General features: G+C 58.2%; 23 protein-coding genes. 3 read left to right on the forward strand and 20 right to left on the reverse strand.

The annotated features are described in order from the left end of the window. Window positions 1-3: 3 nt before the first annotated feature. Window positions 4-1,521 (forward strand): Y-family DNA polymerase, encoded by a 1,518-nt coding sequence (locus C1713_RS09160; RefSeq protein ID WP_102493720.1) that lies wholly within the window; start codon window positions 4-6, stop codon window positions 1,519-1,521. Window positions 1,522-1,550: 29 nt separating this feature from the next. Further along, window positions 1,551-1,760, forward strand: coding sequence for a hypothetical protein (locus C1713_RS09165; protein ID WP_009442682.1), 210 nt, complete (start codon window positions 1,551-1,553; stop codon window positions 1,758-1,760). 200 nt (window positions 1,761-1,960) lie between these two features. Here C1713_RS09165 and C1713_RS09170 read toward each other — a convergent pair whose 3' ends face one another. The 9 genes from C1713_RS09170 to C1713_RS09215 form a co-directional block, all read right to left on the reverse strand. After that, entirely contained in the window at window positions 1,961-2,647 is a 687-nt protein-coding gene (locus tag C1713_RS09170; protein ID WP_009442683.1) for a fructose-6-phosphate aldolase, read from the reverse strand. Window positions 2,648-2,712: 65 nt separating this feature from the next. Next, window positions 2,713-3,498 carry a tryptophan synthase subunit alpha gene (trpA, locus tag C1713_RS09175; RefSeq protein WP_009442684.1) on the reverse strand — a complete coding sequence of 262 codons (786 nt, stop codon included), beginning with the start codon at window positions 3,496-3,498 and terminating at the stop codon, window positions 2,713-2,715. Beyond that, window positions 3,495-4,682 (reverse strand): tryptophan synthase subunit beta, encoded by a 1,188-nt coding sequence (trpB, locus tag C1713_RS09180; protein ID WP_009442685.1) that lies wholly within the window; start codon window positions 4,680-4,682, stop codon window positions 3,495-3,497. Before trpB ends, trpA begins: the two co-directional genes overlap by 4 nt. Window positions 4,683-4,685: 3 nt before the next feature. Continuing rightward, window positions 4,686-5,471: an indole-3-glycerol phosphate synthase TrpC gene (gene trpC / locus C1713_RS09185; protein WP_102493721.1), complete on the reverse strand. Its 786-nt coding sequence runs from the start codon at window positions 5,469-5,471 to the stop codon at window positions 4,686-4,688. A gap of 133 nt (window positions 5,472-5,604) precedes the next feature. Next, window positions 5,605-6,216, reverse strand: coding sequence for a phosphoribosylanthranilate isomerase (locus C1713_RS09190; protein ID WP_102493722.1), 612 nt, complete (start codon window positions 6,214-6,216; stop codon window positions 5,605-5,607). A gap of 236 nt (window positions 6,217-6,452) precedes the next feature. Then, a complete protein-coding gene (gene glyS / locus C1713_RS09200; RefSeq protein ID WP_102493723.1) occupies window positions 6,453-8,498 on the reverse strand; it encodes a glycine--tRNA ligase subunit beta in 2,046 nt (681 codons plus the stop codon). Further along, the gene (glyQ, locus tag C1713_RS09205) at window positions 8,495-9,376 is read right to left on the reverse strand and encodes a glycine--tRNA ligase subunit alpha (protein ID WP_006691372.1); all 882 of its coding nucleotides are present in this window, start codon (window positions 9,374-9,376) and stop codon (window positions 8,495-8,497) included. The genes glyS and glyQ overlap by 4 nt, the downstream gene beginning before the upstream one ends. A 72-nt stretch (window positions 9,377-9,448) precedes the next feature. Continuing rightward, complete coding sequence (locus C1713_RS09210) at window positions 9,449-9,721, reverse strand: cell-division initiation protein (protein WP_102493724.1); 273 nt, start codon at window positions 9,719-9,721, stop codon at window positions 9,449-9,451. A gap of 29 nt (window positions 9,722-9,750) precedes the next feature. Continuing rightward, window positions 9,751-10,293 (reverse strand): 3'-5' exonuclease, encoded by a 543-nt coding sequence (locus C1713_RS09215; RefSeq protein ID WP_050343414.1) that lies wholly within the window; start codon window positions 10,291-10,293, stop codon window positions 9,751-9,753. Between the two features lie 247 nt (window positions 10,294-10,540). Between C1713_RS09215 and C1713_RS09220 the strand changes: the two genes are divergently transcribed. Next, entirely contained in the window at window positions 10,541-11,701 is a 1,161-nt protein-coding gene (locus C1713_RS09220) for an FprA family A-type flavoprotein (RefSeq protein WP_050343412.1), read from the forward strand. A gap of 222 nt (window positions 11,702-11,923) precedes the next feature. On the opposite strand, the gene ahbB is transcribed toward C1713_RS09220, so the two are convergent. The 11 genes from ahbB to C1713_RS09280 all read right to left on the reverse strand — a co-directional run bounded on the left by ahbB (window position 11,924) and on the right by C1713_RS09280 (window position 22,194). Beyond that, entirely contained in the window at window positions 11,924-12,412 is a 489-nt protein-coding gene (gene ahbB, locus C1713_RS09230) for a siroheme decarboxylase subunit beta (RefSeq protein ID WP_102493725.1), read from the reverse strand. A gap of 21 nt (window positions 12,413-12,433) precedes the next feature. Then, window positions 12,434-12,892 carry a siroheme decarboxylase subunit alpha gene (gene ahbA / locus C1713_RS09235; protein ID WP_245871085.1) on the reverse strand — a complete coding sequence of 153 codons (459 nt, stop codon included), beginning with the start codon at window positions 12,890-12,892 and terminating at the stop codon, window positions 12,434-12,436. A gap of 121 nt (window positions 12,893-13,013) precedes the next feature. Then, the gene (gene yihA, locus C1713_RS09240) at window positions 13,014-13,637 is read right to left on the reverse strand and encodes a ribosome biogenesis GTP-binding protein YihA/YsxC (protein ID WP_009442694.1); all 624 of its coding nucleotides are present in this window, start codon (window positions 13,635-13,637) and stop codon (window positions 13,014-13,016) included. A 10-nt stretch (window positions 13,638-13,647) separates the two neighbouring features. After that, window positions 13,648-15,966, reverse strand: a complete 2,319-nt coding sequence (gene lon / locus C1713_RS09245; protein WP_009442695.1) for an endopeptidase La — start codon at window positions 15,964-15,966, stop codon at window positions 13,648-13,650. A 97-nt stretch (window positions 15,967-16,063) separates the two neighbouring features. Then, entirely contained in the window at window positions 16,064-17,329 is a 1,266-nt protein-coding gene (gene clpX / locus C1713_RS09250) for an ATP-dependent Clp protease ATP-binding subunit ClpX (protein ID WP_050343407.1), read from the reverse strand. 14 nt (window positions 17,330-17,343) lie between these two features. Next, on the reverse strand, window positions 17,344-17,955 hold the full coding sequence (gene clpP / locus C1713_RS09255; RefSeq protein WP_009442697.1) for an ATP-dependent Clp endopeptidase proteolytic subunit ClpP: 612 nt from the start codon (window positions 17,953-17,955) through the stop codon (window positions 17,344-17,346). A gap of 24 nt (window positions 17,956-17,979) precedes the next feature. Then, the gene (gene tig, locus C1713_RS09260; protein WP_061943856.1) at window positions 17,980-19,269 is read right to left on the reverse strand and encodes a trigger factor; all 1,290 of its coding nucleotides are present in this window, start codon (window positions 19,267-19,269) and stop codon (window positions 17,980-17,982) included. Between the two features lie 131 nt (window positions 19,270-19,400). Further along, on the reverse strand, window positions 19,401-19,982 hold the full coding sequence (locus C1713_RS09265; RefSeq protein ID WP_170950809.1) for a GerMN domain-containing protein: 582 nt from the start codon (window positions 19,980-19,982) through the stop codon (window positions 19,401-19,403). 14 nt (window positions 19,983-19,996) lie between these two features. Further along, a complete protein-coding gene (locus C1713_RS09270) occupies window positions 19,997-21,085 on the reverse strand; it encodes an N-acetylmuramoyl-L-alanine amidase family protein (RefSeq protein ID WP_102493727.1) in 1,089 nt (362 codons plus the stop codon). After that, entirely contained in the window at window positions 21,086-21,286 is a 201-nt protein-coding gene (locus tag C1713_RS09275) for a DUF3006 domain-containing protein (RefSeq protein ID WP_102493728.1), read from the reverse strand. Beyond that, window positions 21,283-22,194, reverse strand: coding sequence for a ComEC/Rec2 family competence protein (locus tag C1713_RS09280; protein ID WP_170950829.1), 912 nt, complete (start codon window positions 22,192-22,194; stop codon window positions 21,283-21,285). Before C1713_RS09280 ends, C1713_RS09275 begins: the two co-directional genes overlap by 4 nt. Between the last annotated feature and the right edge of the window lie 12 nt (window positions 22,195-22,206).

Below are 22,206 nucleotides of genomic sequence, written 5' to 3' on the forward strand. Positions count from 1 at the left end.
CGCATGACGAACCGCACCTACATCGCAATCGATCTAAAATCCTTCTATGCCTCGGTGGAATGCATCGAGCGCGGTCTGAATCCGCTGACGACGCATCTCGTCGTCGCAGATGAAAGCCGCACGACGAAAACGATCTGCCTTGCCGTATCCCCTGCGCTCAAAATGCACGGCATCGGCGGACGCCCGCGCCTCTTTGAGGTCGTCCGCGCCGTGCGGGACGCAAACGCCAAGCGGAAATACCGTGCGCCGCAGCACAGGCTCACGGGTGAGACAACGGATGCGACAGAGCTCGCCGCATCTCCGCACCTCGGCATCGCCTACCACATCGCCCCGCCGCGCATGGCACTCTACGTCGCATACAGCGTGCGCGTCTATGAGGTCTATCTGCGGCATATCGCGCCGGCGGACATCCACATCTACTCCATCGACGAGGTGTTCATCGACGCGACGAGCTATCTGGACACCCTGCATATCTCCGCACACGACTTTGCCCTGCGCCTCATCCGCGAGGTACTGCAGGAGACCGGTGTTACCGCGACCGCCGGCATCGGGACGAATCTCTACCTAGCAAAGATCGCCATGGACATCGTCGCCAAGCGCATGAAACCCGATGCGGACGGGGTACGTGTGGCACAGCTGGATGAACTGAGCTATCGGCAGGCGCTCTGGGCGCATCGCCCGCTCACGGACTTCTGGCGCATCGGCAGGGGCTACGCTGCAAAGCTCGAGGCAAACGGCCTCTATACCATGGGCGATATTGCACGCTGTTCCCTCGGCAAGGCGTCTGAGCACTATAACGAGGATCTGCTCTATCGTCTCTTTGGGGTACAGGCAGAGCTACTCATCGACCACGCTTGGGGTATCGAGACGACGCGCATGGAGGACATCAAGCACTATCGCCCCAAGTCGCGCAGCATCCACCACGGACAGGTGCTGCAAATGCCATACGCCACTGACAAGGCGCGTCTCGTCGTGTGGGAGATGACGGATGCGCTCGCGCACGATCTCGCCGTAAAGCACCTCACCTGTGACCGCATTGAGCTGACCATCGGCTACGATGTGGAGTCCCTCACCCGCCCGGAGATCCGTTCTCTCTACCACGGCCGTATTCGGACAGATCGATACGGCCGCAGTGTCCCGTGGCCGTCACATGGGCACTGCACCGTGGAGCGCGGTGCGCCGCCGCGTGCATTGATGAACGCATTGACCCATCTCTACGATACGATTGTGAACCCGCATTTGCTCATCCGACGCATCACGATTTCTGCGCAGCACCTTCGGACGCTTGAGCAGCACAGTACTGATGCGGAGCAGCTGGATCTATTCTCTGCCGACGAGGCCGCAGGCACTGTGTTGACGGCGAAGGAGCGTCGTGCACAGGAAAAGGAAAAGGCACTTCATGCCGCCGTTGTTGCCATCAAGCAGGCCTATGGGAAGAATGCCATCCTGCGCGGGGCAAACTTTATCGACGGGGCAACCATGCATCAGCGCAACGGGCAGATCGGCGGACACAAAGCATAGCGTACGCACGGATAAAAGGAGGCACGACCATGCAGCGAAATATCCATGACTACGATGACATCATCCATCTTGCGCGGCCGATCTCCCGCACCCATCCGCCCATGTCACGGCACGACCGTGCGGGGCAGTTCGCCCCATTTGCGGCGCTCAATACCCTCCATGCCGCCACCGCGCGCGCAGAGCTGCGTCATGCGGCACAGTATGAGGAGTATGAGAAATACGATGAACCGCCTGCGTAAGCAGGCAAATTTGACAATGGGCTGTTGCACGAAGCTGAAAACTTCGTACAACAGCCCATTCTTTGTGCCCCTTCCCCGTGATAACGGGGAAGGCTTTTGGGAATAACAGCATATAGCTTCCCCCGCACTTTGAGGGAGTGGCGAGCATAGCGAGCCGATGGGGGCGTGCAGCCGCTCTTCTTTGCCTTATTGGTACGATCTCATTCGTCTGCCAGCTCCGCGAGTGTCTTCCCGCCGTAGAGCCCCGTCCAATCGTCGGAGAATGCCTGCACCGCATCTGCAACGACCTGCTTGACAAAGATGCCGCGCAGAACATCAGGCGCCACGGTGACGGAATGCGCACCTGCGAGAATTGCACGATCGATCTGGGCGGGCTGCTTGAAGCTCGCCGCAAGAATCTCTGTCTCATAGCCGTAGTGGGCAATAATGCCGGCAATATTCCCGATCACAGACGCTGCATCGACGCCAAGCGCCTCCATGCGGTTATAGTACGGGGCAATGCAGTCCGCGCCAGCCTCCAGAGCCATGAATGCCTGATCCATCCCGTAGACGGCCGTCGCCGTCACGTTTGCCCCCTGACGGCGAAGGGCTTTGATGACCTTGACCCCTTCAAAGTCGACGGGAACCTTGATGAATACCTTCTCATCAACATGGCGAAACACCGCCTCTGCGTCGCGCATCATCCCGTCATAGTCCGTCGCCGTCACTTGAATATGCAGGGGGCGAAGCTTTCCGATGATGGAGCGAATCTCACGCATGTGGGCAAAGAACGGGACACTCCCCTCCTTCTTGACGATGCTCGGGTTGCTGGTTACACCGGCGATCGGCAGATATTCCGAAAGCGCACGAATCTCATCGAGATTTGCCGAATCAATCAGATACTTCATGGTATAGGATCTCCCTTCACATGGCAAAGCCCACCGACTTCACAGCGGTGGGCAATATTGTTCCCTTAAGCATCGAGTGCCTTGCGCATCGCAGCGATCAGCTGGATGCCGCCGTCGATATCACCGTCGAGAATGTGCTTGACGACTGCACTGCCGACGATCACACCATCTGCCTGCTTTGCGGCGCGTGCGGCAGCCTCGGGCGTACCGATGCCGAAGCCGATGGCAAGCGGGATATTCGTATAGCGGCGTGCGGCAGAGCAGACCTTCCCGATGATGCTGTAGTCGATCTCCTTGACGCCTGTGACACCATAGTTCGAGACGCAGTAGACGAAGCCCGCCGCATGACGGCACGTCTCCGCCATGCGCGCCTCCGTCGTTCCCGGCGTGATGAACTCCGTCAGTGTAAAGTCATGCACATCGCAGATGCGGCGCATTTCCTCCGACTCTTCGTGCGGAACATCGGGCAGGATCACGCCGTCCATCCCCGCTGCCTTGAAGTCCGTGACAAAACGCTCAAACCCATAGTGGTTCACCATGTTGATGTAGCCCATGCCGACGATGGGGATCTCCGAGTGTCTGCGGATCTCCTTGACGATCTCAAGTGCCTTCTTCATCGTCATGCCGTTCTTCAGTGCCTCGACACTTGCCGCCTGAATCACGGGGCCATCCGCCATGGGATCGGAGAACGGCAGGCCGAGCTCGATGAGATCGGCGCCCGCCTCCTCGGCACGGCGTACGATGTCCACGGTTGCCTCCGCACTGGGGCACCCTGCCGTCACGTAGATGTAAAGCCCTGTCCGCCCGTCGGCGCGGAGCTTTGCGAGTTTTTCATTCATCCGCTTGCTCATGCGATGTCCTCCCCCAGCTCCTTTGCCACCATCTGCACGTCCTTGTCGCCGCGTCCTGAGAGACAGACGACAACGCGCTCGCCCGCCTTGGTCTTGGGCATCAGCGTCTCCAGATACGCCAGTGCATGCGAGCTCTCGAGCGCGGGAATGATCCCCTCGATGCGCGAGAGACGCTGGAATGCGTCGAGTGCCTCTCTGTCCGTCACGGAGACATAGGTGACGATGCCCTCGTCCTTAAAGTAGGAATGCTCCGGACCAACGCCGGGGTAGTCGAGCCCTGCTGAGATGCTGTACGCCTCAATGACCTGCCCGTCCTCATTCTGCAGGAGGTTGCTGTACGCTCCGTGCAGGATGCCCGGCGTACCGCCGCCGCTGAGCGTCTTGGCATTGTCGCCGTCCGCATCGCTGCGCCCGCCGCCCTCGACGCAGAACTTCTTCACGTCGGCATCATTGCGAAAATCATAGATCGTACCGATGGCGTTGCTCCCGCCGCCGATACAGGCGACGAGATAGTCGGGTTTCGCGTGGAATTTCTCCTCTGCCTGTGCGCGAATCTCCTCACCGATAACCTTCTGGAAGTCGCGCACCATCATCGGATAGGGATGAGGCCCGACAGCGGAGCCAATGACGTAGTAAGTATCCGTGATGTTTGTCGCCCAGTAACGGATCGCCTCGCTCGTTGCATCTTTCAGCGTTCCTGTACCGCTCGATACGGGGACGACCGTCGCGCCGAGCAGACGCATACGGAACACGTTGAGCTTCTGCCGCTCCACGTCAAGTGCACCCATGAAGATGCGGCATTCCATTCCAAAGAGTGCCGCCACCGTCGCCGTCGCCACACCATGCTGCCCCGCGCCCGTCTCTGCGATAATGCGCTTCTTGCCCATGCGGTGTGCAAGGAGTGCCTGGCCGAGCGCATTGTTGATCTTATGCGCCCCCGTATGAAGAAGATCCTCGCGCTTGAGATAGATGTCCGCCTTGCCGTAGTGCTTCGTCAGCCGCTCGGCAAAATAAAGATTCGTCGGACGCCCTGCATACTCCTTGAGGTAGCTGCGGTACTCCGCCTGAAACGCCGCATCGTCACGGTATTTCAGATATGCCTCTTCCAGCTCATTCAGTGCCGGCATCACAATCTCGGGCACATACTGCCCGCCATAGTCGCCGAATCGTCCCTTCTTGCTCATATATTATTGCTCCTTCGTCTCAACATCAACCAGTTCTCTTGCAAACGCCCCGACATCCGCCGCACGCACCAATCCCTCTCCGACCAGCACGCCTTTGCACCCTGCCGCACGAACGCGTTCCGCATCCGCACGGGCAAAGATGCCGCTCTCGCTGATGAGCGTACGATTCTTGTCTGCGTAGGGCAGGAGGGCGAGCGTCGTCTCCACGCTCGTCTCAAAGGTCACGAGATTGCGGTTGTTGATGCCGATGAATTCTGCCGGCGTTTCCTGTGCAGTTTCCAAATCATGGCGGTCGTGCACCTCTACAAGAGCGTCCATCCCAAGACTCCACGTCAGGTAAAGCAGCTCTTTCAGCTGCTCCGGCGTGAGGATGCGCACAATCAGCAGAACGGCATCCGCGCCCAACGCACGCGCCTCGTAGACCTGATAGGGATCGATGATAAAATCCTTGCGCAGGAGAGGTGTATCCACACGTGCACGTACGGCGGAAAAATCCGCGTTGCTGCCGAGAAAATGCGGATCGGTATGCACGGAGAGCACGGCTGCGCCTGCCGCCGTATAGATATCGGCGAGCTCCGTGACCGTGTGCGCCGTTGTCAGCCGTCCCTTGGCGGGCGACTGCAGCTTGCACTCAGCGATCAGCCCCCACCCATGCCATCGGAAGTGCTCCGCCATACGGAACGTCCCACAGGACAGGTCCCGTTTCAGTACATCGAGCGGCATGGCCTCCTTCGCCGCCGCGACAATGCCGCGCTTCTTCGCCACGATTTCAGCAAGTATGTCGCGCATTGTGCACCTCCTTCAGATGATTCATTCTGCGCCTTTCGGCGTATTTGTCTATCTTAGAGGAGAATGCGGCATTTGTCAATGCGAGGACGCACACGATCACTTGTACCGTTCGTGTTCGTGCGGGACAAACGGATTACCGAAGCGCACACACCGCCTCCATAAACGCTGTGATTTTCGCCTTGGATTTCACGCCGTCCTCCTCAAGACCTCCCGATACATCAATGCCGAATGGATGAAAGGTCTCGACGGCCTCCCTGACATTCGCGGCCGTGATGCCGCCTGCGATCAGCACGGGCTTCGTAACGCGCGCAATCTCCCGTGCCGCTTCCTGCCAATGGAACGCCAGTCCCGTGCCGCCTGCTGCGCCTTTGACGTAGCTGTCAACGAGAATGATCTCCGCAGGATAGACGTTCGCTGCCTCTGCATCGAAGTCGTCTCCATAGCGGTACGCCTTGATCACGGGGCGCTCTGCCATGCGTGCCATCTCTGCCGTCTCGTGCCCGTGCAGCTGCACATAGTCCAGCCCAACGGCATCGGTAATCTGGTTCACCTCCGCCATCGGTGCATCGACAAAGACGCCGACCTTCTTCACGCGCTGCATCTCCCGCGCAATCTCATGTGCCGTCTCCGGCGCAACATAACGCCGACTGCCCTGCGCGAAGATGAACCCGATGTAGTCCGCTCCCGCCTCCTCTGCCGCGCGTGCCGCTGCTGCGGTCTGCATGCCGCACATCTTCACCCGCATACCATCATCACCCCTCCGATAAAAAACTGCTGTACGAAGATAGAAAGACCTTCGTACAGCAGCGTTATTTGTTAGGGAATCACTGATAAAATGAGGTCTGCCAGATTGGCGTAGATTTTTTCGTCTGAACGAGGTGGAAAACCGGACGCAGAGTGGTGCTCTGTGGAGGATTTTCCGCCGAAGTGCGGACAAAAAAGATGCGTCAAGATGGTTGTACCGAATTTATCAGTGCTTCCCTAGTTCAGCACGATCTTGCTGTAGTCTGCCATCTCCAGCAGATAGTCGTCGATCATCTTGAGGAGCGACAGACGATTTTCCTTGATGCGCACATCCTTGTCCATGACCATGACCGCATCGAAGAATGTGTCGATCGCCCTCCCGAGTGCCTGCTCGGCGGGAAGCGTGTCCTCACCCTCCGCGCGTGCAGCCGCCGCGGCCTGATAGGCGGAGAGCAGCGCGCCCTCTTCCTCTGCCTGGAACAGCGCGGGATCCACTGCGCCGCCCGTCACGCCGCGGGCGATGTTCCCGACACGGACAAAGGACTGCACGAGCGCATCGCCCCCCTCCGATGCGAGCAGACGCTCCACATAGGCGGCGCGCACGGGGACATCTGCGACAAGATCCACATCGCCCAGCACCGCCTCCTGCACATCGTAGCGCACACCGCGCTCACTGAGGACGTTCTTCAGGCGCAGACGGATAAAGTCCGCCACATAGACCTGCATCTTATCCCGAAATTCTTCAAGGTCGTAGAGATCACACGCCTCATCGACAAGGTCGGAGAGGAGCATCGTGCTCTCCTGCTCGATCAACATGAGAACGAGCCCGAGCGCCTGACGGCGCAACCCGAAGGGGTCCTGCGAGCCCGTCGGAATCCTGCCTTGGCTGAACGTCCCGACAATATTGTCGATCTTATCTGCTACACTGAGGGCAACGCCGAGCGGCGTCTGCGGCAGCTCGTCCCCCGCAAAACGCGGCATATACTGCTCGTCAATGGCACGCGCAACAGCAGGGCTCTCCCCATCGAGCAGGGCGTACTCACGTCCCATGATCCCCTGCAGCTCCGTGAACTCCGTCACCATGCCCGTCACGAGATCGGCCTTCGAGAGCTCGGCGGCACGCCGCGCATCGGCGAGAGCGGTGCCATCCGCATCACCCGCCGCCATCTCCTCGACAATCGCCGTCGTGAGCGCCGTGAGACGCTCCGTCTTTTCGTACATCGATCCGAGCCCCCGCTGGAACACGACCGTCTTGAGCTTTTCCCGATGCTCTGCAAGGGATTTTCTGCGATCCTCATCGAAGAAGAACTGCGCATCGGCAAGACGTGCCCGCAGCACGCGCTCGTTGCCGTGTGCCACGACATCAAGATGTGCCTTCCCACCGTTGCGCACCGTGATAAAAGCGGGCAGTAGGCTGCCGTCCGCCGCCTTGACGGGGAAATAGCGTTGATGGTCGCGCATCGGCGTAATCACCGCCTCGGCGGGGAGCGCCAGATACTTCTCCTCGAACGAGCCGCTGAGCGCCGTCGGATACTCCACGAGATAGAGCACCTCCTCGAGGAGGTCGGGCGTGATCTCCGCCGTGCCGCCGCACGCCTTTGCCGTCTCTGTGATCTGTTCGCAGATCATGGCGCGCCGCCGCTCGGGATCGACGATGATATACGCCTTCTCGCACGCCGCCTCGTAGTCCGCCGCCGACGTGATCACGAAGTCCGCCGGTGCGAGCGTCCGATGCCCGCGCGAGTGATTCCCGCTCGTCACTCCGGCAAGTGTAAAGGGCACGATCTCTGTCCCGTAGAGTGCCACGAACCAGCGAATCGGGCGGATGAATCGGAAGTCCAGATCCCCCCAGCGCATACTGTTCGGCAGCGGAATCGCACGCACAAGGTCAGGCAGGAGCGAGGTCAGAAGCTCGGCCGTCGCTGCACCGCTCTCATGCACGGAGGCATAGACATAGCCGTCACGCTGAATGAGGGCGGACGGATCGACGCCCTGTCCGCGCGCAAACCCCGCGCCCGCCTTCGTCGGGTTTCCGTCCGCATCAAAGGCAATGGCGACGGATGGGCCGCGCGTCTCCGTATTGACGTCTTCCTGCCGCTCTGCGAGCCCCGTCACAATGAGGGCGGCACGGCGCGGCGTGCCGAGCGTGCGCACCTTCTCATAGGAAAGGCGGTGCTCCTTCAGCATCGTCTCCGCCAGCTGTGCCAAATCCTCCAGGAGGTGTGGCATCACGTGTGCCGGAATCTCCTCCGTTCCAATTTCAAATAACAGATCCCGCTTCATGCCTTCCCCTCCTTTTTCAACAGCGGATACCCCAGTTCCTCACGCTGGGCGAGATACGCCTCCGCGCAGAGACGCGCGAGTTTGCGCACGCGCCCGATGAACGCCGTCCGCTGGGAGACACTGATCGCCCCGCGCGCGTCGAGCAGATTGAACGTATGCGAGCATTTCAGCACGTAGTCATGCGCCGGATGCACATAGCCTGCCTCGATGACGCGCACCGCCTCCGCCTCGTACTTGTCGAACAGGTCAAAGAGCAGCTTCTCGTCCGAGAGATCGAACGCATACGAAGACTGCTCAAACTCATTCTGGTGGAACACATCGCCATAGGTCACATCATCCGTCCACGCGATGTCATAGACGTTCTCTACGCCCTGAATATACATGGCAAGACGCTCAAGCCCATAGGTGATCTCCACGGAGACGGGCTTTACATCCTGACCGCCAACCTGCTGGAAGTACGTGAACTGCGTGATCTCCATCCCGTCCAGCCAGACCTCCCAGCCAAGTCCCCACGCGCCCAGCGTCGGCGACTCCCAGTTGTCCTCGACAAAGCGGATGTCATGCTCCTCCGCGTGAATGCCGAGGCGGGCAAGGCTCTCAAGGTAAAGTTCCTGGATATTGTCCGGCGACGGCTTCATGATCACCTGGAACTGATGATGCTGATAGAGACGATTCGGGTTGTCTCCATAGCGTCCGTCCGCCGGGCGGCGCGAGGGCTCCACATAGGCGACATTCCACGGCTCTGGCCCAAGAACGCGCAGGAACGTCCACGGGCTCATCGTCCCTGCGCCCTTTTCTACATCATAGGGCTGGGCGAGGATACAGCCCTGCCCCGACCAGAACTCCTGCAGTGTGAGGATAACCTCTTGAAATTTCATGCAAACAACCCCTCCAACAAAAAAACCGCGTATACCCTATAAGAATACGCGGTTTTGAGAAAATAGCAAGACCTATTTAAAACTGTTCCGCAAACTCTGCAAAATACCCGCCTGTCCTTCATTGATATCCTTATTCCATCGGCCATCATAGGCTCGATCGCCGGACGGAAGCAGAGCACACACAATGATGAGGAGGATAAAGGCAACGACGATACCGCCGATGATCTTACGCTGATAGGTGCTGCGCGCTTTTCGTACGCGCTGAAGCCGTGCCTCGAACTCCTGCTGTTTGCGCTCGCGCATCGACTGCATCGGCGTCTCCGTTTGGCTCTTTTTCTTTGCCATACAGCATGCCTCCCTGCATATTAATCAAATTAATCAAACAGGCTCTGTTCCTCATAGACCGGCTCTTTCATCTTTTGGTAGCAGAAGAGCGTCGCGAGTGTGTCCGCGAGTGCGCCGTGCGCCACCGTGTTTCCCCAGTCGTAGCGGTAGTAGTCCGCACACTCCGTCAGCTTCCACCATCGGTAGCCGCCGCGCCGTGCATCGGGGACTTTGCGGAACGCCGAAAAAGCAAGCATCACATCATGACGGTTCGGGTTCGTAATGCGGATCCCCGACTGCGCCAGAAGGCGAATATCGAACTCGATGTTATAGCCGACAAGGAGTGTGTCCGGCGCATTGAAGAGACGTTCCAGCTCCTCACGATGTGCGAGAATGGGGTCACAGCCCGCGACCATCGCCGGCGATATGCGATTGATGCGCTCGGCATCCGGCCACTCTGCCTTACGCGCCGGCGCATACATACCGTCGACCATCGTCTCACCCACGCCATTCACAACAGCGAGGGTCAGTACTTCATCATCACTGCGAAAGCCGGTCGTCTCCGTATCAAAGACTAGAACCTTTTCTTGCATCAAAAGTCCTCTTTCTTCTGGTTGTTTTATCCCAATTATACACAGCTTTCGTCATGATTATTATACAACAGACGGAATCATCTGTCAAGAAAACGCGTCACAAGACGCCCATCATCACAGGGTTGAGGGCAATTTGCGGTTGCAAAAGAATGGGTTTTACGCTAGAATACTTTTATAATATATAGATTATTTCTATAGCTTAAGTCTATTCTCTGTTAATCCATCCTATGGTTGAAAGGAGTCTTTTATGAACGCCATCAAACTCCGTGACAATATCTACTGGGTCGGCGCCATCGACTGGTCCATGCGCAGCTTCCACGGCTACGATACGCAGCGCGGCTCATCATACAACGCCTACCTCATCATCGACGATACGATCACTCTGATTGATACGGTCAAACACGGCTTTGAGGAGGAGATGCTCGCGCGCATTTCCTCCGTGATCGATCCGTCGCAGATCAACTGCGTCATCTCCAATCACGTGGAGCCAGATCACTCCTACGGTGTCTCCCTCATCTCCTCCCTCGCGCCGAGCGCAAAGATCGTCACGAGTGCGCCGAACGGACTGAAGGGGCTGCGCGCCTACTATGGAGAGCTCCCCTATGAGACCGTCAAGGCAGGCGACAGCATCTCGCTCGGCAAGCGCACCCTGCAGTTCATCCCGACCCCGATGCTGCACTGGCCCGACAGCATGGTCACCTACTGCCCTGAGGAGAAGATTCTCTTCTCGAACGACGCGTTCGGGCAGCATCTGGCATCGGGCAAGCGCTTCGACGACGAGAATGACCTCGCTATCCTCTGTGAGGAGGCAAAAAAATACTACGCCAACATTCTCTTCCCATACGGAGCACAGGCAAAGGCGGCACTCAAGGCACTGCACGGGCTCGACATGGAGATGATCGCCACGGGACATGGCATTATCTGGCGTTCCCATATCCCTGAGATCATCGAGCGCTATAAGCAGTGGTCGAGCGGCGAGACAGAGGAGCGCGCCGTCATCGTTTTCGACAGCATGTGGCACTCCACCGAGGCGATGGCGCATACGATTGCTGAGGCGTTCATCGACAAGGGTTACTCCGTCGGCTACTACGACATCAAGAAGAACTCCCATGCGGACATCATGACGGATATCCTCACGAGCCGCTATCTCGCCGTTGGTTCGCCGACGCTCAACAATACGATGCTCCCGACCATCGGCGGTTTCCTCTGCTATATGCGGGGGCTCGCACCGAAGGGACGTAAGGCTTTCGCCTTTGGCTCCTATGGCTGGGGCGGGCAGAGCATACAGCAGATCGAGGACGAGCTGAAGGCGGGCGGCTGCGAGATCGCCATGGACAAGGTGCGTATCCTCTACGTCCCCTCCGAGGAGCAGCTCAAGTCACTCCACGATCAGGTGATTGCACTCTAAGGAAGCACTGATAAATTCGGTACAACCATCTTGACGCATCTTTTTTGCCCGCACTTCGGCGGAAAATCCTCCACAGAGCACCACTCTGCGTCCGGTTTTCCACCTCGTTCGGACGAAAAAATCTACGCCAATCTGGCAGACCTCATTTTATCAGTGATTCCCTAAAAAACATAGAACCCCCGAAGGCTCAAGATAAAAGCCTTCGGGTTTTTTCTATCCATATCACTCTTCCACAAAGTACTGCATCGATGTCTTCTTCCACTCTTTCTTGGTGTAGAGCATCGCGCGATCCTCGATGCCCGTCGCGGCTGCGAGTTCTTCTGCAATCTTCTCGCACTCCTCACGGCTGAAACCATGGATCATCGTATAGACATTATAGCGCCAATCCGCCGTACGATTGCGGTCATAGCAATGGGAGACGCGCTCGTGCTGCGCCATCCGCCGCGCCACTTCGTCCACGCGCGCGTCGGGGACATTCCAAACACAGAGGCAGTTGGACGTAAAGCCGACCTCGCGGTGACGGAGAACCGCGCCCATCTTCCGGATCTTCTTTTCTGCAATCATACGCTCCACACGCTGCAGAAACTCCTCCTCGCTGATGCCGATTTCCACCGCGAGTGCCTTGTACGGCTCGGCGACAAGCGGAAACTGCCCCTGCAGGAGGCGGATGATCTTACGGTCGAGAGCATCGACCTCGATTGCTTCGCTCATAGATATGCCTTCCTTCCTGCATCAGTTCAGCTTAAACTGCACGTTGATCTTATATTTCTTATTCGCTTTCAGGTCCATCAGACGCTCCACCCCGGGCAGCGCCTTGATCTCTCCGATGATCTTCTCCTCCGTCGCCTGCGACGATGTCATGAGCGTAAACCATAGGTTATACCTACCCTCGCGCTCATAGTTATGCGTCACGCCCGTATAGCGATTGACCGCCTGTGCGACGGACGAAAGCTGCTCCGGTGTCACACACAACGCGATCAATGTCCCCTGATAGCCAAGGCGTTCCGAGTTGAAAAATGTCCCAATGCGCCGCAAAAATCCGTCCGCCTTCAGGGCGTCCAGCCGCTCAAGCACATGCTCCTCCGTCGTTCCGAGCATCTCGGCGAGACGCGCAAACGGCCGCGAACACACCGGCAGGTTGCCCTGCAGGAGGTTCAGCAGCCGTTTGTCAAATTCTGTCAGTTCTGCCATTGAAGTCTCTCCCATATACCGTGCACCATCTTCATGCACCGGTATCGGATCGTCTTGCTCATGGACAATCGTATCATAGGACACAGGCACAAAAATGAATGCGATTCACTTCTTTACGTGCCTATTCTAACAGATATTCCTTCATCACGTCAAGGAGTTCCGTACGCCCTTCGTTTTTCGGCACGGAATATGGCAGAATCGAAAGATCGGGAACATCGAGCGTCCTGCGCATCAGGGACAGCTGTTTTTGCCGTGCCGTGCGCCCAAGCTTATCCGCCTTCGTGGCGATGACCAGCACAGGTATATCATGCGATACGAGCCACTCAAACATCTTTCTGTCGGAGGGCATGGGGGCATGACGAATATCGAGCAGGAGACAGACAAAGTGCAGATTCTCTGCATGGAGAAAGTACTCCTCGATAAACTTTGCCCATGTCTTTCGGCTCTCACGCGCCGCCTTGGCATAACCATAGCCCGGCAGATCGACCAGGTGTACAGGATGCCGCTCTTCCCCACCGTCGATGCGCATGAGCAGCTCATAGAAGTTGATCGTCTGTGTCTTCCCCGGTTTCCCCGAGACATGGGCGAGTTGGCGAATGCGTGTCAGGGAGTTGATGAGAGACGACTTCCCGACATTGGAGCGTCCGATGAAGGCGACCGCGGGACGCTGTTCCTCGGGGTACTGATCGCGCCGTACCGCAGAGGCAAGATAGGCAGCCTTTGTAATGACAACCGGCTCAGACATGCTGCACCTCCTAATTATACAGCGCGACCTTCAGTACCTCGTCCATGTGCGCTACGGGTACAAACTCAAGTGACGCACGCACCGCATCGGGAATATCCTCGATATCGCGTTCGTTTTCCTGCGGCAGGACGATGGTATGCACACCCTCGCGATAGGCAGCGAGCGTCTTCTCCTTCAGCCCGCCGATCGGCAGCACATTTCCGCGCAGCGTGATCTCCCCCGTCATAGCGACATCGGCGCGCACCTTGCGCCCCGTGAGTGCTGAGATCATCGCCGTCGCCATGGTGATGCCCGCCGAGGGGCCGTCCTTCGGAATCGCCCCCTCGGGCAGATGGATGTGTATGTCGTCCGTCTCGTAGAAGTTCTCTGCCAGATGGAGCGCATCCGCACGGCTGCGCACGTAGGAGAGTGCCGCCTGTGCCGATTCCTGCATCACGTCGCCGAGCTGCCCCGTGAGGATGAGTTTGCCCTTCCCGCGCAGGATGTTGACCTCCGTCCGCAGCACGTCGCCGCCGACCTCCGTCCACGCAAGCCCCGTGACGACACCGACGAGGGGCTTCTTCTCCTGCCGCGCCGGATGGTACTTCGGACGTTCCAGAAACTCCGTAAGATTCGCCTTCGTCACGGCGATGGGCGGCGTCTCCCCTTCGACGATGCGCCGCGCTGTCTTGCGGCAGAGCTGACCCACGACGCGCTCCAGCTCGCGCACCCCCGCCTCGCGCGTATAGGAGCGGATGAGCACAGGATAGACGCCTGCACTGATGCGGATGTCCTTTGCCTTCAGCCCGTTCTGTATGCGCTGACGCGGCAGGAGATGCCGCCGTGCGATCTCGACCTTCTCCATCTCCGTATAGCTCGAGAGGTTCAGGATCTCCATGCGGTCACGCAGCGGCGCAGGAATGCGCGCGGGGTGATTTGCCGTGACGATCCAGAACACCTGCGAGAGGTCAAACGGCAGCTCCACGAAGTGATCGCTGAACGTGCAGTTCTGTGCAGGGTCAAGAACCTCAAGAAGCGCAGCGGAAGGATCGCCATGAAAGTCCATGGCAATCTTGTCTACCTCATCGAGGAGAAAAACGGGGTTCTTCGTACCGGCACGGCGAATCCCCTCGATGATGCGGCCCGGCATCGCGCCGACATAGGTGCGGCGATGCCCGCGTATCTCCGCCTCATCACGGATGCCGCCGAGCGAGATACGGATGAACTCCCGCCCCATCGCACGGGCAATCGACGCTCCGAGCGACGTCTTGCCGACACCGGGTGCACCGACGAGGCAGAGGATGGGGGCATTCTGCTCCGGTGCCAGCTGACGCACGGCAAGATAGTCGAGGATGCGCTCCTTGATCTTTTCGAGTCCGTAGTGATCGCGTTCGAGCACAGCGCGCGCAGCATTCATATCGACCGTCTCTTTGGTCGTGTGCATCCACGGCAGTTCGATCAGACAGTCCAGATAGCTGCGGATCACACCGACCTCGGCACTCATCGCAGGGCTGACGTCGAGGCGGTGAATCTCACGCTCGATGGTCTCGCGTACGGCATCGGGGTACGCCCCCTCCGCGAGAGCCGTGCGATAACAATCCACATCGGCGGACTTATCCGCATCGTCGCCGAGCTCCTTATGGATTGCCTTGATCTGCTCACGCAGATAAAAATCGCGCTGAACCTTGTCCATCTGCTTACGTACACGACGGTTGATCTTCTGCTCGATCCCCATGATGTCCAGCTCATAGACGAGCACCTCATAGAGACGATGCAGGCGTGCGCGCACATCAATGGTGGCAAGGATATCCTGCCGCACCTCATGCTTCAGGCTCAAATGGCTCGCGATAATATCCGCCAGACGTCCCATGTCCTCCATGATTGAGATCGACACCAGCGCCTCGGGCGGAATCTTATGAGAGAGCTTCACCCACTCCTCGAATTTGCTCGTTACCCCGTGAACGAGTGCCTCCATATCCTTTGTGGAGGGCGTTTCCACACTCTCCTCGTCAATCACATGGACATCCGCCTCCGCATACGTCTCCCCCTCGCGGATCTCCATGATCTCCGCACGCTGCTGTCCATCCACGAGAATCCGCAGCACGCCCTCGGGCAGGCGCAGAAACTGACGGATCTCCGCAACTGCACCGACATCATAGAGGTCTGCCGCCGTCGGGTCATCCAGTTCCGGATCCTTCTGTGAGACGACGAGAATCCGACTGTCTCCTGCAATCGCAGCCTCGATGGCGGCAACGGAGCGATCGCGTCCCACGTCGATGTTGACCATCATGTGGGGATAGACCACAAGTCCCCGCAGGGGAAGCAGCGGCAGTGTTTGTTTTTCAGACATGGTCGCGTTCCTTCCATCTATAGAAAAAAGGAGCACCGCACGCTGCAGGCTCCTTTCATTGGTATGTCGATATGTGTCAAAGGAAACACAGAGACCTTTAATTGGCGGCTGCCATCTTCTGTGCGCCCGCACCGTCGATGGTGAGGATCGGGTCACTGTGGTTGACAATGACGTCCTTCGTGACCTGACATGCTGTCACGCCATGGATCGACGGCACCTCATACATGACGTTGCGCATGATCCCCTCGACGATGGCACGCAGACCACGCGCGCCCGTCTTATGCGTCAGCGCTTCCTTCGCGATCAGGTGCAGTGCATCCTCCTCAAACGTCAGACGCACACCGTCCAGTTCGAGCAGCTTTTGGAACTGCTTGACAAGAGCGTTCTTCGGCTCTGTCAGAATGCGAACGAGTGCCTCCTCATCGAGGGAGTTCAGCGTGACTACGACAGGCAGACGCCCGATGAACTCGGGAATCAGCCCATTCTTCATCAAATCCTCGGGAATGATCTTGCTGAGCGACGCCCCCACGGTAACGCGGCGCTTTGAGCGCACCTCGGCACCGAAGCCCATCTGCTTCTTTCCGAGGCGCGATTCGATGATCTCCTCAAGGCCATCAAACGAACCGCCGCAGATAAAGAGAATGTTCGTCGTATCGATCTGCAGGAGTTCCTGCTGCGGATGCTTGCGCCCGCCCTGCGGCGGTACGGAGGCCGTCGTCCCCTCAAGGATCTTGAGCAGTCCCTGCTGAACGCCCTCTCCCGAGACATCTCGCGTGATGGAGGGGTTCTCCGATTTGCGCGCAATCTTATCGATCTCGTCGATGTAGATGATGCCGCGCTGTGCCTTCTCGATGTCGTAGTCTGCCGCCTGAATCAGCTTCAGCAGGATGTTCTCGACATCCTCGCCGACATAGCCGGCCTCCGTGAGAGAGGTCGCATCGGCGATGGCAAACGGCACATTCAGGATGCGTGCCAGCGTCTGCGCCAGCAGAGTCTTGCCGCTGCCCGTCGGACCGATCATGAGGACGTTCGACTTGCGCAGCTCCACATCCTCGTTCTTTCCCTGACCGGCATGAATACGCTTGTAGTGATTGTAGACCGCCACGGAAAGCGATTTTTTCGCCTCATCCTGACCAATGACATATTGGTCGAGAATGCGGCGGATCTCCTTTGGCTTCGGAATATCCTTGAGTCCGACATCAATATCGTCGCCAAGTTCCTCCGCAATGATCTCATTGCAGAGTTCGATGCACTCATCGCAGATATAGACGCCGGGCCCCGCCACGAGCTTCCTTACCTGCTCCTGCGTCTTACCGCAGAACGAGCACTTGAGCTGACCCTTGTCGTCCGCCCCAAATTTCATCGCATGACACCCCCTCAGGCCTTGCTGTCAGCAGATGTATCCTTTGGTCGGAGGACAACCTCATCAATGAGGCCGTATTCTTTTGCCTCCTCCGCCGACATGAAGTTGTCGCGTTCCGTATCAACGTTGATCTTCTCTGTATCCTGCCCCGTGTGATGCGCGAGGATTTCGTTGCCGACCTCACGCAGGCGCAGGATCTCCTTCGCCTGGATCTGGATGTCGGTCGACTGTCCCTGTGCGCCGCCAAGCGGCTGATGAATCATAATACGGGCATGCGGGAGGGCATAGCGTTTTCCCTTTGCACCCGCCGTCAAAAGAATCGAACCCATGCTCGCCGCCTGTCCAACACAGATCGTGGAGACATCCGGCTTGATGTACTGCATGGTATCATAGATGGCAAGTCCTGCCGTCACAACACCGCCGGGGCTGTTGATATAGAGGTGGATATCCTTATCGGGATCCTCTGACTCCAAAAAGAGCATCTGCGCAACAATGACGTTGGCGACGCTGTCGTCAATCGGTCCACCGAGGAAGATGATGCGCTCTTTCAGCAGGCGGGAGTAAATGTCATAGGCACGCTCCCCGCGTCCGGAGGTCTCCACCACCATCGGTACATAGTAACTCATACGTTCCTCCCCGCAGGAGCTTTCTTACTCCGTGATATTGTCCACGATGAACTGCGCCGTCTTCTTGCGCAACACCGTCGCTGCAAGATCGCTGACGCGCCCCTGCTCCTTGATGATCTTCTGAACCTGCTTCGGCGTCGCACCATAGGACAGAGCCATTGCGTAGACTTCCTGATCGAGATCCCTTCCCTCGACCTTGATGTCCTCTGCCTTGGCAACCTCCTCGAGCATGAGATCGGTGCGCACGTTCTTTTCCGCCGTCTCGCGGTACTCGTCGCGGATGCGCGCCATGTCGAGCCCGGCGTACTGAAGGTACTGCTCAAGGCTCATTCCCTGCTGCTCAAGACGCATCGCCATTTCCTGGATCATCGCCGTAATGCGGTTCTCGACCATCACGGGCGGAATCTCCATCGTGCAGTTGTCCGTCGCCATGTCGATTGCCTTTGTGCGGCGCTCATTCTCTGCCTGACGCTCCGCCCCCTCCTGGAGGTTCTTGCGGATGTCCTCGCGCAGCTCTGCGAGCGTCTCGAACTTGCTTGCCTTCTTGGCAAACGCATCGTCCAGCTCAGGCAGCTCGCGCGACTTGATACTGCGCACCGTGCACTTGAAGACAGCCGCCTTTCCCTTAAGATTCTCCGCGTGGTAGTCCTCGGGGAACGTGACGTTCACCTCGCGCTCCTCGCCGACCTTCGCACCGATGAGCTGATCTTCAAAGCCCGGAATGAACGAGCCCGAGCCGATCTGGAGCGGATAGTCTTCGCCCTTGCCACCCTCGAACGGTGTTCCGTCCACAAAGCCCTCAAAATCAAGCGTAATGAAGTCGTCCTTCTTGACCGCGGCATCGGCAGGGGCGTCGATGAGCGTGCCCTGATGCTGGCGCATCCCCTCGATCTGACGATCGATGTCCTCCTCGGAAACCGAGACGGCAGGCTTCTCGACCTTGAGCCCTTTATATTCGCCGAGTGTGACCTCGGGACGCTGCGTGAACTTTGCCGTAAATACGACATCCTTGCCCTCCTCGAGTGTCACGATGTCGATCTCGGGGCGCGTCACAGGCTCCATGTTCTGCTCGGTCAGCGCTTCATCGAACGCCTTCTGTGCAACGCTCTCGAATGCCTCCTGAAGAATGGCCTCCTTGCCGACAAAATTCTCGACAATCTTGCGCGGTGCCTTTCCCTTGCGGAAGCCCGGGATATTCACGCGTCCCGCAAGACGCTTTGCCGCGCCGTCCGTCGCCTGCTCCAGCTTGTCCTGATCCACTTCAATCGTCAGAGTGACCTCACGGTTCTCCCCATGCTCTGCCGTAACCTTCATTGTATGAAACAACCTCCTGCTTCTTTCCATTGGGGGGCGCGCTGCCCCCTCCGATTTGCGGGCATACAAAGAGAGCATTCCCGCCATTTTACTAGTATCCTATCACAAAACAGCCAAAATGACAAGCACAGCTATTTCAGCAACTCTGTCATGCGCGGCAGCGGCTCAGAGAGATCCATGTGCCCCGAGAGAGTTTCCACATCCTCTCCCTCAATGCGGATGCGCACCTTTTTCACCTCAGGGAAATCCGTGAGCGTGTTGACGATTGATCCGACGAGCATCTCTTCCCCCGTCGACCCGCCGTTGAAGTTCTTCTGCAGCTCCTTGGAGAAATCCACCGTGGCGACGCCGTCCTGAACCTTGACGCTGCGCAGCTTCACGTGTTTCGGGAAGACATTCGTCTGCCCCTTCTCCGTCGTGCCTGCGAGCAGGGACTTCAGCGCTGCCGTATACTTATCCTCGCTGCCGAGTTTTACCGTACGGCTGTCCGCCACAAGACCCATGCCGTCATTCTTCGGATAGTAGACATTCACCTTGACCTCTTTGTCCTTCGCCGCTGTGTCGTCCACAGCAGCCGCCTTCGTCTGTGTCTGCTGTGACTCTGCGGCAGGCGGGGCAGACGTCTTTTCCTCTGCACAGCCCGCCGTAAGCAGAAGTGCTGCGCAGAGCGGTGCGCCCAGCAGACGTGTAATATGTTGCGCGTGTTGGAACATTTCCAATTCTCTCCTCATTCCTCAAAATAGCGTGCAATCGCACGAAAGAGTGCCTGTGCCAGTATCTCCTGATAGGCAGGGTCCGTGAGCAGTTGCTCCTCCTCGGGATTCGAGATAAACCCCAGTTCCGCAAGGGAAGCAGGGATATCCGAATGCTTCAGGACGTAGAAGTGCGCATACTTGACCCCGCGATTATAGAGTCCGCCCGCCGCAGCAAGTTCCTCGTTCAGCAGCGTGGCGAAGCGTTCATCCGCATCCGTCTTGGGATAATAGTAGGTCTCCATCCCGTGTGCATCCGGATTGCTAAAGGAATTGCAGTGCACGGAGAGGAAGAGTTCCGCCTCCTCATGTGCCGCCGCAGCATCCACACGCGCCTGCAGTTCGCGGGAAGCCGAACTACCCGCATACGCGACGTCCACATCGTCCGTCCGCGTCATGACGACATGCGCCCCCGCCTTGGTCAGGAGATCACGCGTACGCAGGGAGACGGCAAGGGCGACATCCTTTTCGCATGCGCCCGATGGACCGATCGCCCCCGTATCACTGCCTCCATGCCCGGGATCAATGACCACCGTATGCCCCATGACCGCCTTGCTGAGCGTGTCTCCGGCATCCGCAAAGATCTCAATCACGAGCCGCTCGGTGTTCTTCTCACGTCCCGTCCCCGGGACAGTATACATACGATAGGCATCCGCACTGCGAAGATCATGCCCTGCATAGATTCGCAGTGCCGCACGATGATTCTCGCGCGGAATAACGACAAGCCGCTGCAGCACCGCTCCATCGAGAGCGATCTCATGGGGAAGATGCTCATCCAGCGCAACATCCTCCAGCTCGACCAGCAGCTGATTGTCCGCATGATACCGCTCCGACAGAGCGTAGTGCAGCCCCGCCTTCTTAACTGTGATCTCTATGCGCTGCGCCGCACGCCCGTCCACCTCCACCGCATGGCTGTCAATGCCCGTAATACGATGGAGGCTGCCTGCGGCTTCTCCTGCTCCATCGAGCAGAAGGAGCAGACAGACAAAAACCGCTGCGGCAAGCAGCGGTCGCATCCACAGATGAACCCTGTTCTTGATCGTCAATGCCAATCTCGCCCCCATTCAGCCTTTCAGCAGCTCCAGTGCCTCATCCTCAGCGCCATCCGTCGCCGCCGCATCGCGCTCTATCGTCAGCTTCAGATAGTCGCCCTCTGCCACATCTTTGGGCAGGAACACGCGCGGAAAATTCACCTTGACCATGGCATCTCCGAGGAGAAGCACGGCAAGATCTCCTTCAAATCGATCCAGGTACGCAGAAATCATTGTTTTTCCCCTCTCTCCGGTGTGATATGGTAGTCCTTTCCATCACTCGTAAGGGTAATCGTGCCATTCTCCGCCGTCACATAGATGTCCAGATTCATGGCATGGTACTTCTTCATCGTCTCCTTATGCGGATGTCCATAGTCGTTGTTTACACCGCAGGAGATGAGAGCCGCCGCAGGATGGACGGCGCGCAGGAAATCTGCCGAGGAGGAAGTCTTGCTGCCATGATGGCCTGCCTTGAGGACGGTGCTCTGCACCGTTCCCTGCGCCCCCGCAAGGATATCCTGCTCCTCTTTCTTTTCTGCGTCGCCCGTAAACATCATGGAGAAATCGCCAAAGACCAGCCGTCCGACAACGGACTCGTTGTTCGGATCGTGCTTGTAGCCCTTGACGCTGCCCTGCTGGACAAGTGCCGCCGACGGGGCGAGCACCTCAAAGACTGCCCCGCCGCCGAGATCCACGCGATCTCCCGTACAGAGCCCCTTGCGCGCAATCCCCTTCGCCTTCAGCTGTTTCATATAGCCAATGTAGACACGTGACGTTGACGGCATCCCGTTGTCATAGACCATGCCAATCGGATATTTATCAATCAGCATCTCCATCCCGCCGATGTGATCGGCGTGGGGATGGGTCAGGATCACTGCATCGAGTTTTTTGACCCCCGCCTTGTCCAGTTCGGCACGGAGCTTATCCCGCTCGTCCAGATCGCCCGTGTCGATGAGGACGTTCTGCTCTGCGGTCTGAATGAGGATGGCGTCCCCCTGCCCAATATCGAGCATCTTGACCGTGAGTGCCTGCTGCTGCGCAGGCGCAGTCGAGGATGTCTCATGCGACGCTCCTGCACACCCGCCAAGGAGCGCGGAGAGCAGGAGCAAAAGGCTCACGAGAAATGCCATGCGATGTTTCATCTGCACGTCAGC

This window comes from Centipeda felix, assembly GCF_900186465.1.
GTDB classification, from domain to species: domain Bacteria; phylum Bacillota; class Negativicutes; order Selenomonadales; family Selenomonadaceae; genus Centipeda; species Centipeda felix.

What these genes read in the sequence shown, in the direction of transcription:
- C1713_RS09160 (WP_102493720.1), top strand. Translation starts at nt 4, where the DNA reads ATGACGAACCGCACCTACATCGCAATCGATCTAAAATCCTTCTATGCC.
- C1713_RS09165 (WP_009442682.1), top strand. Translation starts at nt 1,551, where the DNA reads ATGCAGCGAAATATCCATGACTACGATGACATCATCCATCTTGCGCGG.
- C1713_RS09170 (WP_009442683.1), bottom strand. Translation starts at nt 2,647, where the DNA reads ATGAAGTATCTGATTGATTCGGCAAATCTCGATGAGATTCGTGCGCTT.
- trpA (WP_009442684.1), bottom strand. Translation starts at nt 3,498, where the DNA reads ATGAGCAAGCGGATGAATGAAAAACTCGCAAAGCTCCGCGCCGACGGG.
- trpB (WP_009442685.1), bottom strand. Translation starts at nt 4,682, where the DNA reads ATGAGCAAGAAGGGACGATTCGGCGACTATGGCGGGCAGTATGTGCCC.
- trpC (WP_102493721.1), bottom strand. Translation starts at nt 5,471, where the DNA reads ATGCGCGACATACTTGCTGAAATCGTGGCGAAGAAGCGCGGCATTGTC.
- C1713_RS09190 (WP_102493722.1), bottom strand. Translation starts at nt 6,216, where the DNA reads ATGCGGGTGAAGATGTGCGGCATGCAGACCGCAGCAGCGGCACGCGCG.
- glyS (WP_102493723.1), bottom strand. Translation starts at nt 8,498, where the DNA reads ATGAAGCGGGATCTGTTATTTGAAATTGGAACGGAGGAGATTCCGGCA.
- glyQ (WP_006691372.1), bottom strand. Translation starts at nt 9,376, where the DNA reads ATGAAATTTCAAGAGGTTATCCTCACACTGCAGGAGTTCTGGTCGGGG.
- C1713_RS09210 (WP_102493724.1), bottom strand. Translation starts at nt 9,721, where the DNA reads ATGGCAAAGAAAAAGAGCCAAACGGAGACGCCGATGCAGTCGATGCGC.
- C1713_RS09215 (WP_050343414.1), bottom strand. Translation starts at nt 10,293, where the DNA reads ATGCAAGAAAAGGTTCTAGTCTTTGATACGGAGACGACCGGCTTTCGC.
- C1713_RS09220 (WP_050343412.1), top strand. Translation starts at nt 10,541, where the DNA reads ATGAACGCCATCAAACTCCGTGACAATATCTACTGGGTCGGCGCCATC.
- ahbB (WP_102493725.1), bottom strand. Translation starts at nt 12,412, where the DNA reads ATGAGCGAAGCAATCGAGGTCGATGCTCTCGACCGTAAGATCATCCGC.
- ahbA (WP_245871085.1), bottom strand. Translation starts at nt 12,892, where the DNA reads ATGGCAGAACTGACAGAATTTGACAAACGGCTGCTGAACCTCCTGCAG.
- yihA (WP_009442694.1), bottom strand. Translation starts at nt 13,637, where the DNA reads ATGTCTGAGCCGGTTGTCATTACAAAGGCTGCCTATCTTGCCTCTGCG.
- lon (WP_009442695.1), bottom strand. Translation starts at nt 15,966, where the DNA reads ATGTCTGAAAAACAAACACTGCCGCTGCTTCCCCTGCGGGGACTTGTG.
- clpX (WP_050343407.1), bottom strand. Translation starts at nt 17,329, where the DNA reads ATGAAATTTGGGGCGGACGACAAGGGTCAGCTCAAGTGCTCGTTCTGC.
- clpP (WP_009442697.1), bottom strand. Translation starts at nt 17,955, where the DNA reads ATGAGTTACTATGTACCGATGGTGGTGGAGACCTCCGGACGCGGGGAG.
- tig (WP_061943856.1), bottom strand. Translation starts at nt 19,269, where the DNA reads ATGAAGGTTACGGCAGAGCATGGGGAGAACCGTGAGGTCACTCTGACG.
- C1713_RS09265 (WP_170950809.1), bottom strand. Translation starts at nt 19,982, where the DNA reads ATGTTCCAACACGCGCAACATATTACACGTCTGCTGGGCGCACCGCTC.
- C1713_RS09270 (WP_102493727.1), bottom strand. Translation starts at nt 21,085, where the DNA reads ATGGGGGCGAGATTGGCATTGACGATCAAGAACAGGGTTCATCTGTGG.
- C1713_RS09275 (WP_102493728.1), bottom strand. Translation starts at nt 21,286, where the DNA reads ATGATTTCTGCGTACCTGGATCGATTTGAAGGAGATCTTGCCGTGCTT.
- C1713_RS09280 (WP_170950829.1), bottom strand. Translation starts at nt 22,194, where the DNA reads ATGAAACATCGCATGGCATTTCTCGTGAGCCTTTTGCTCCTGCTCTCC.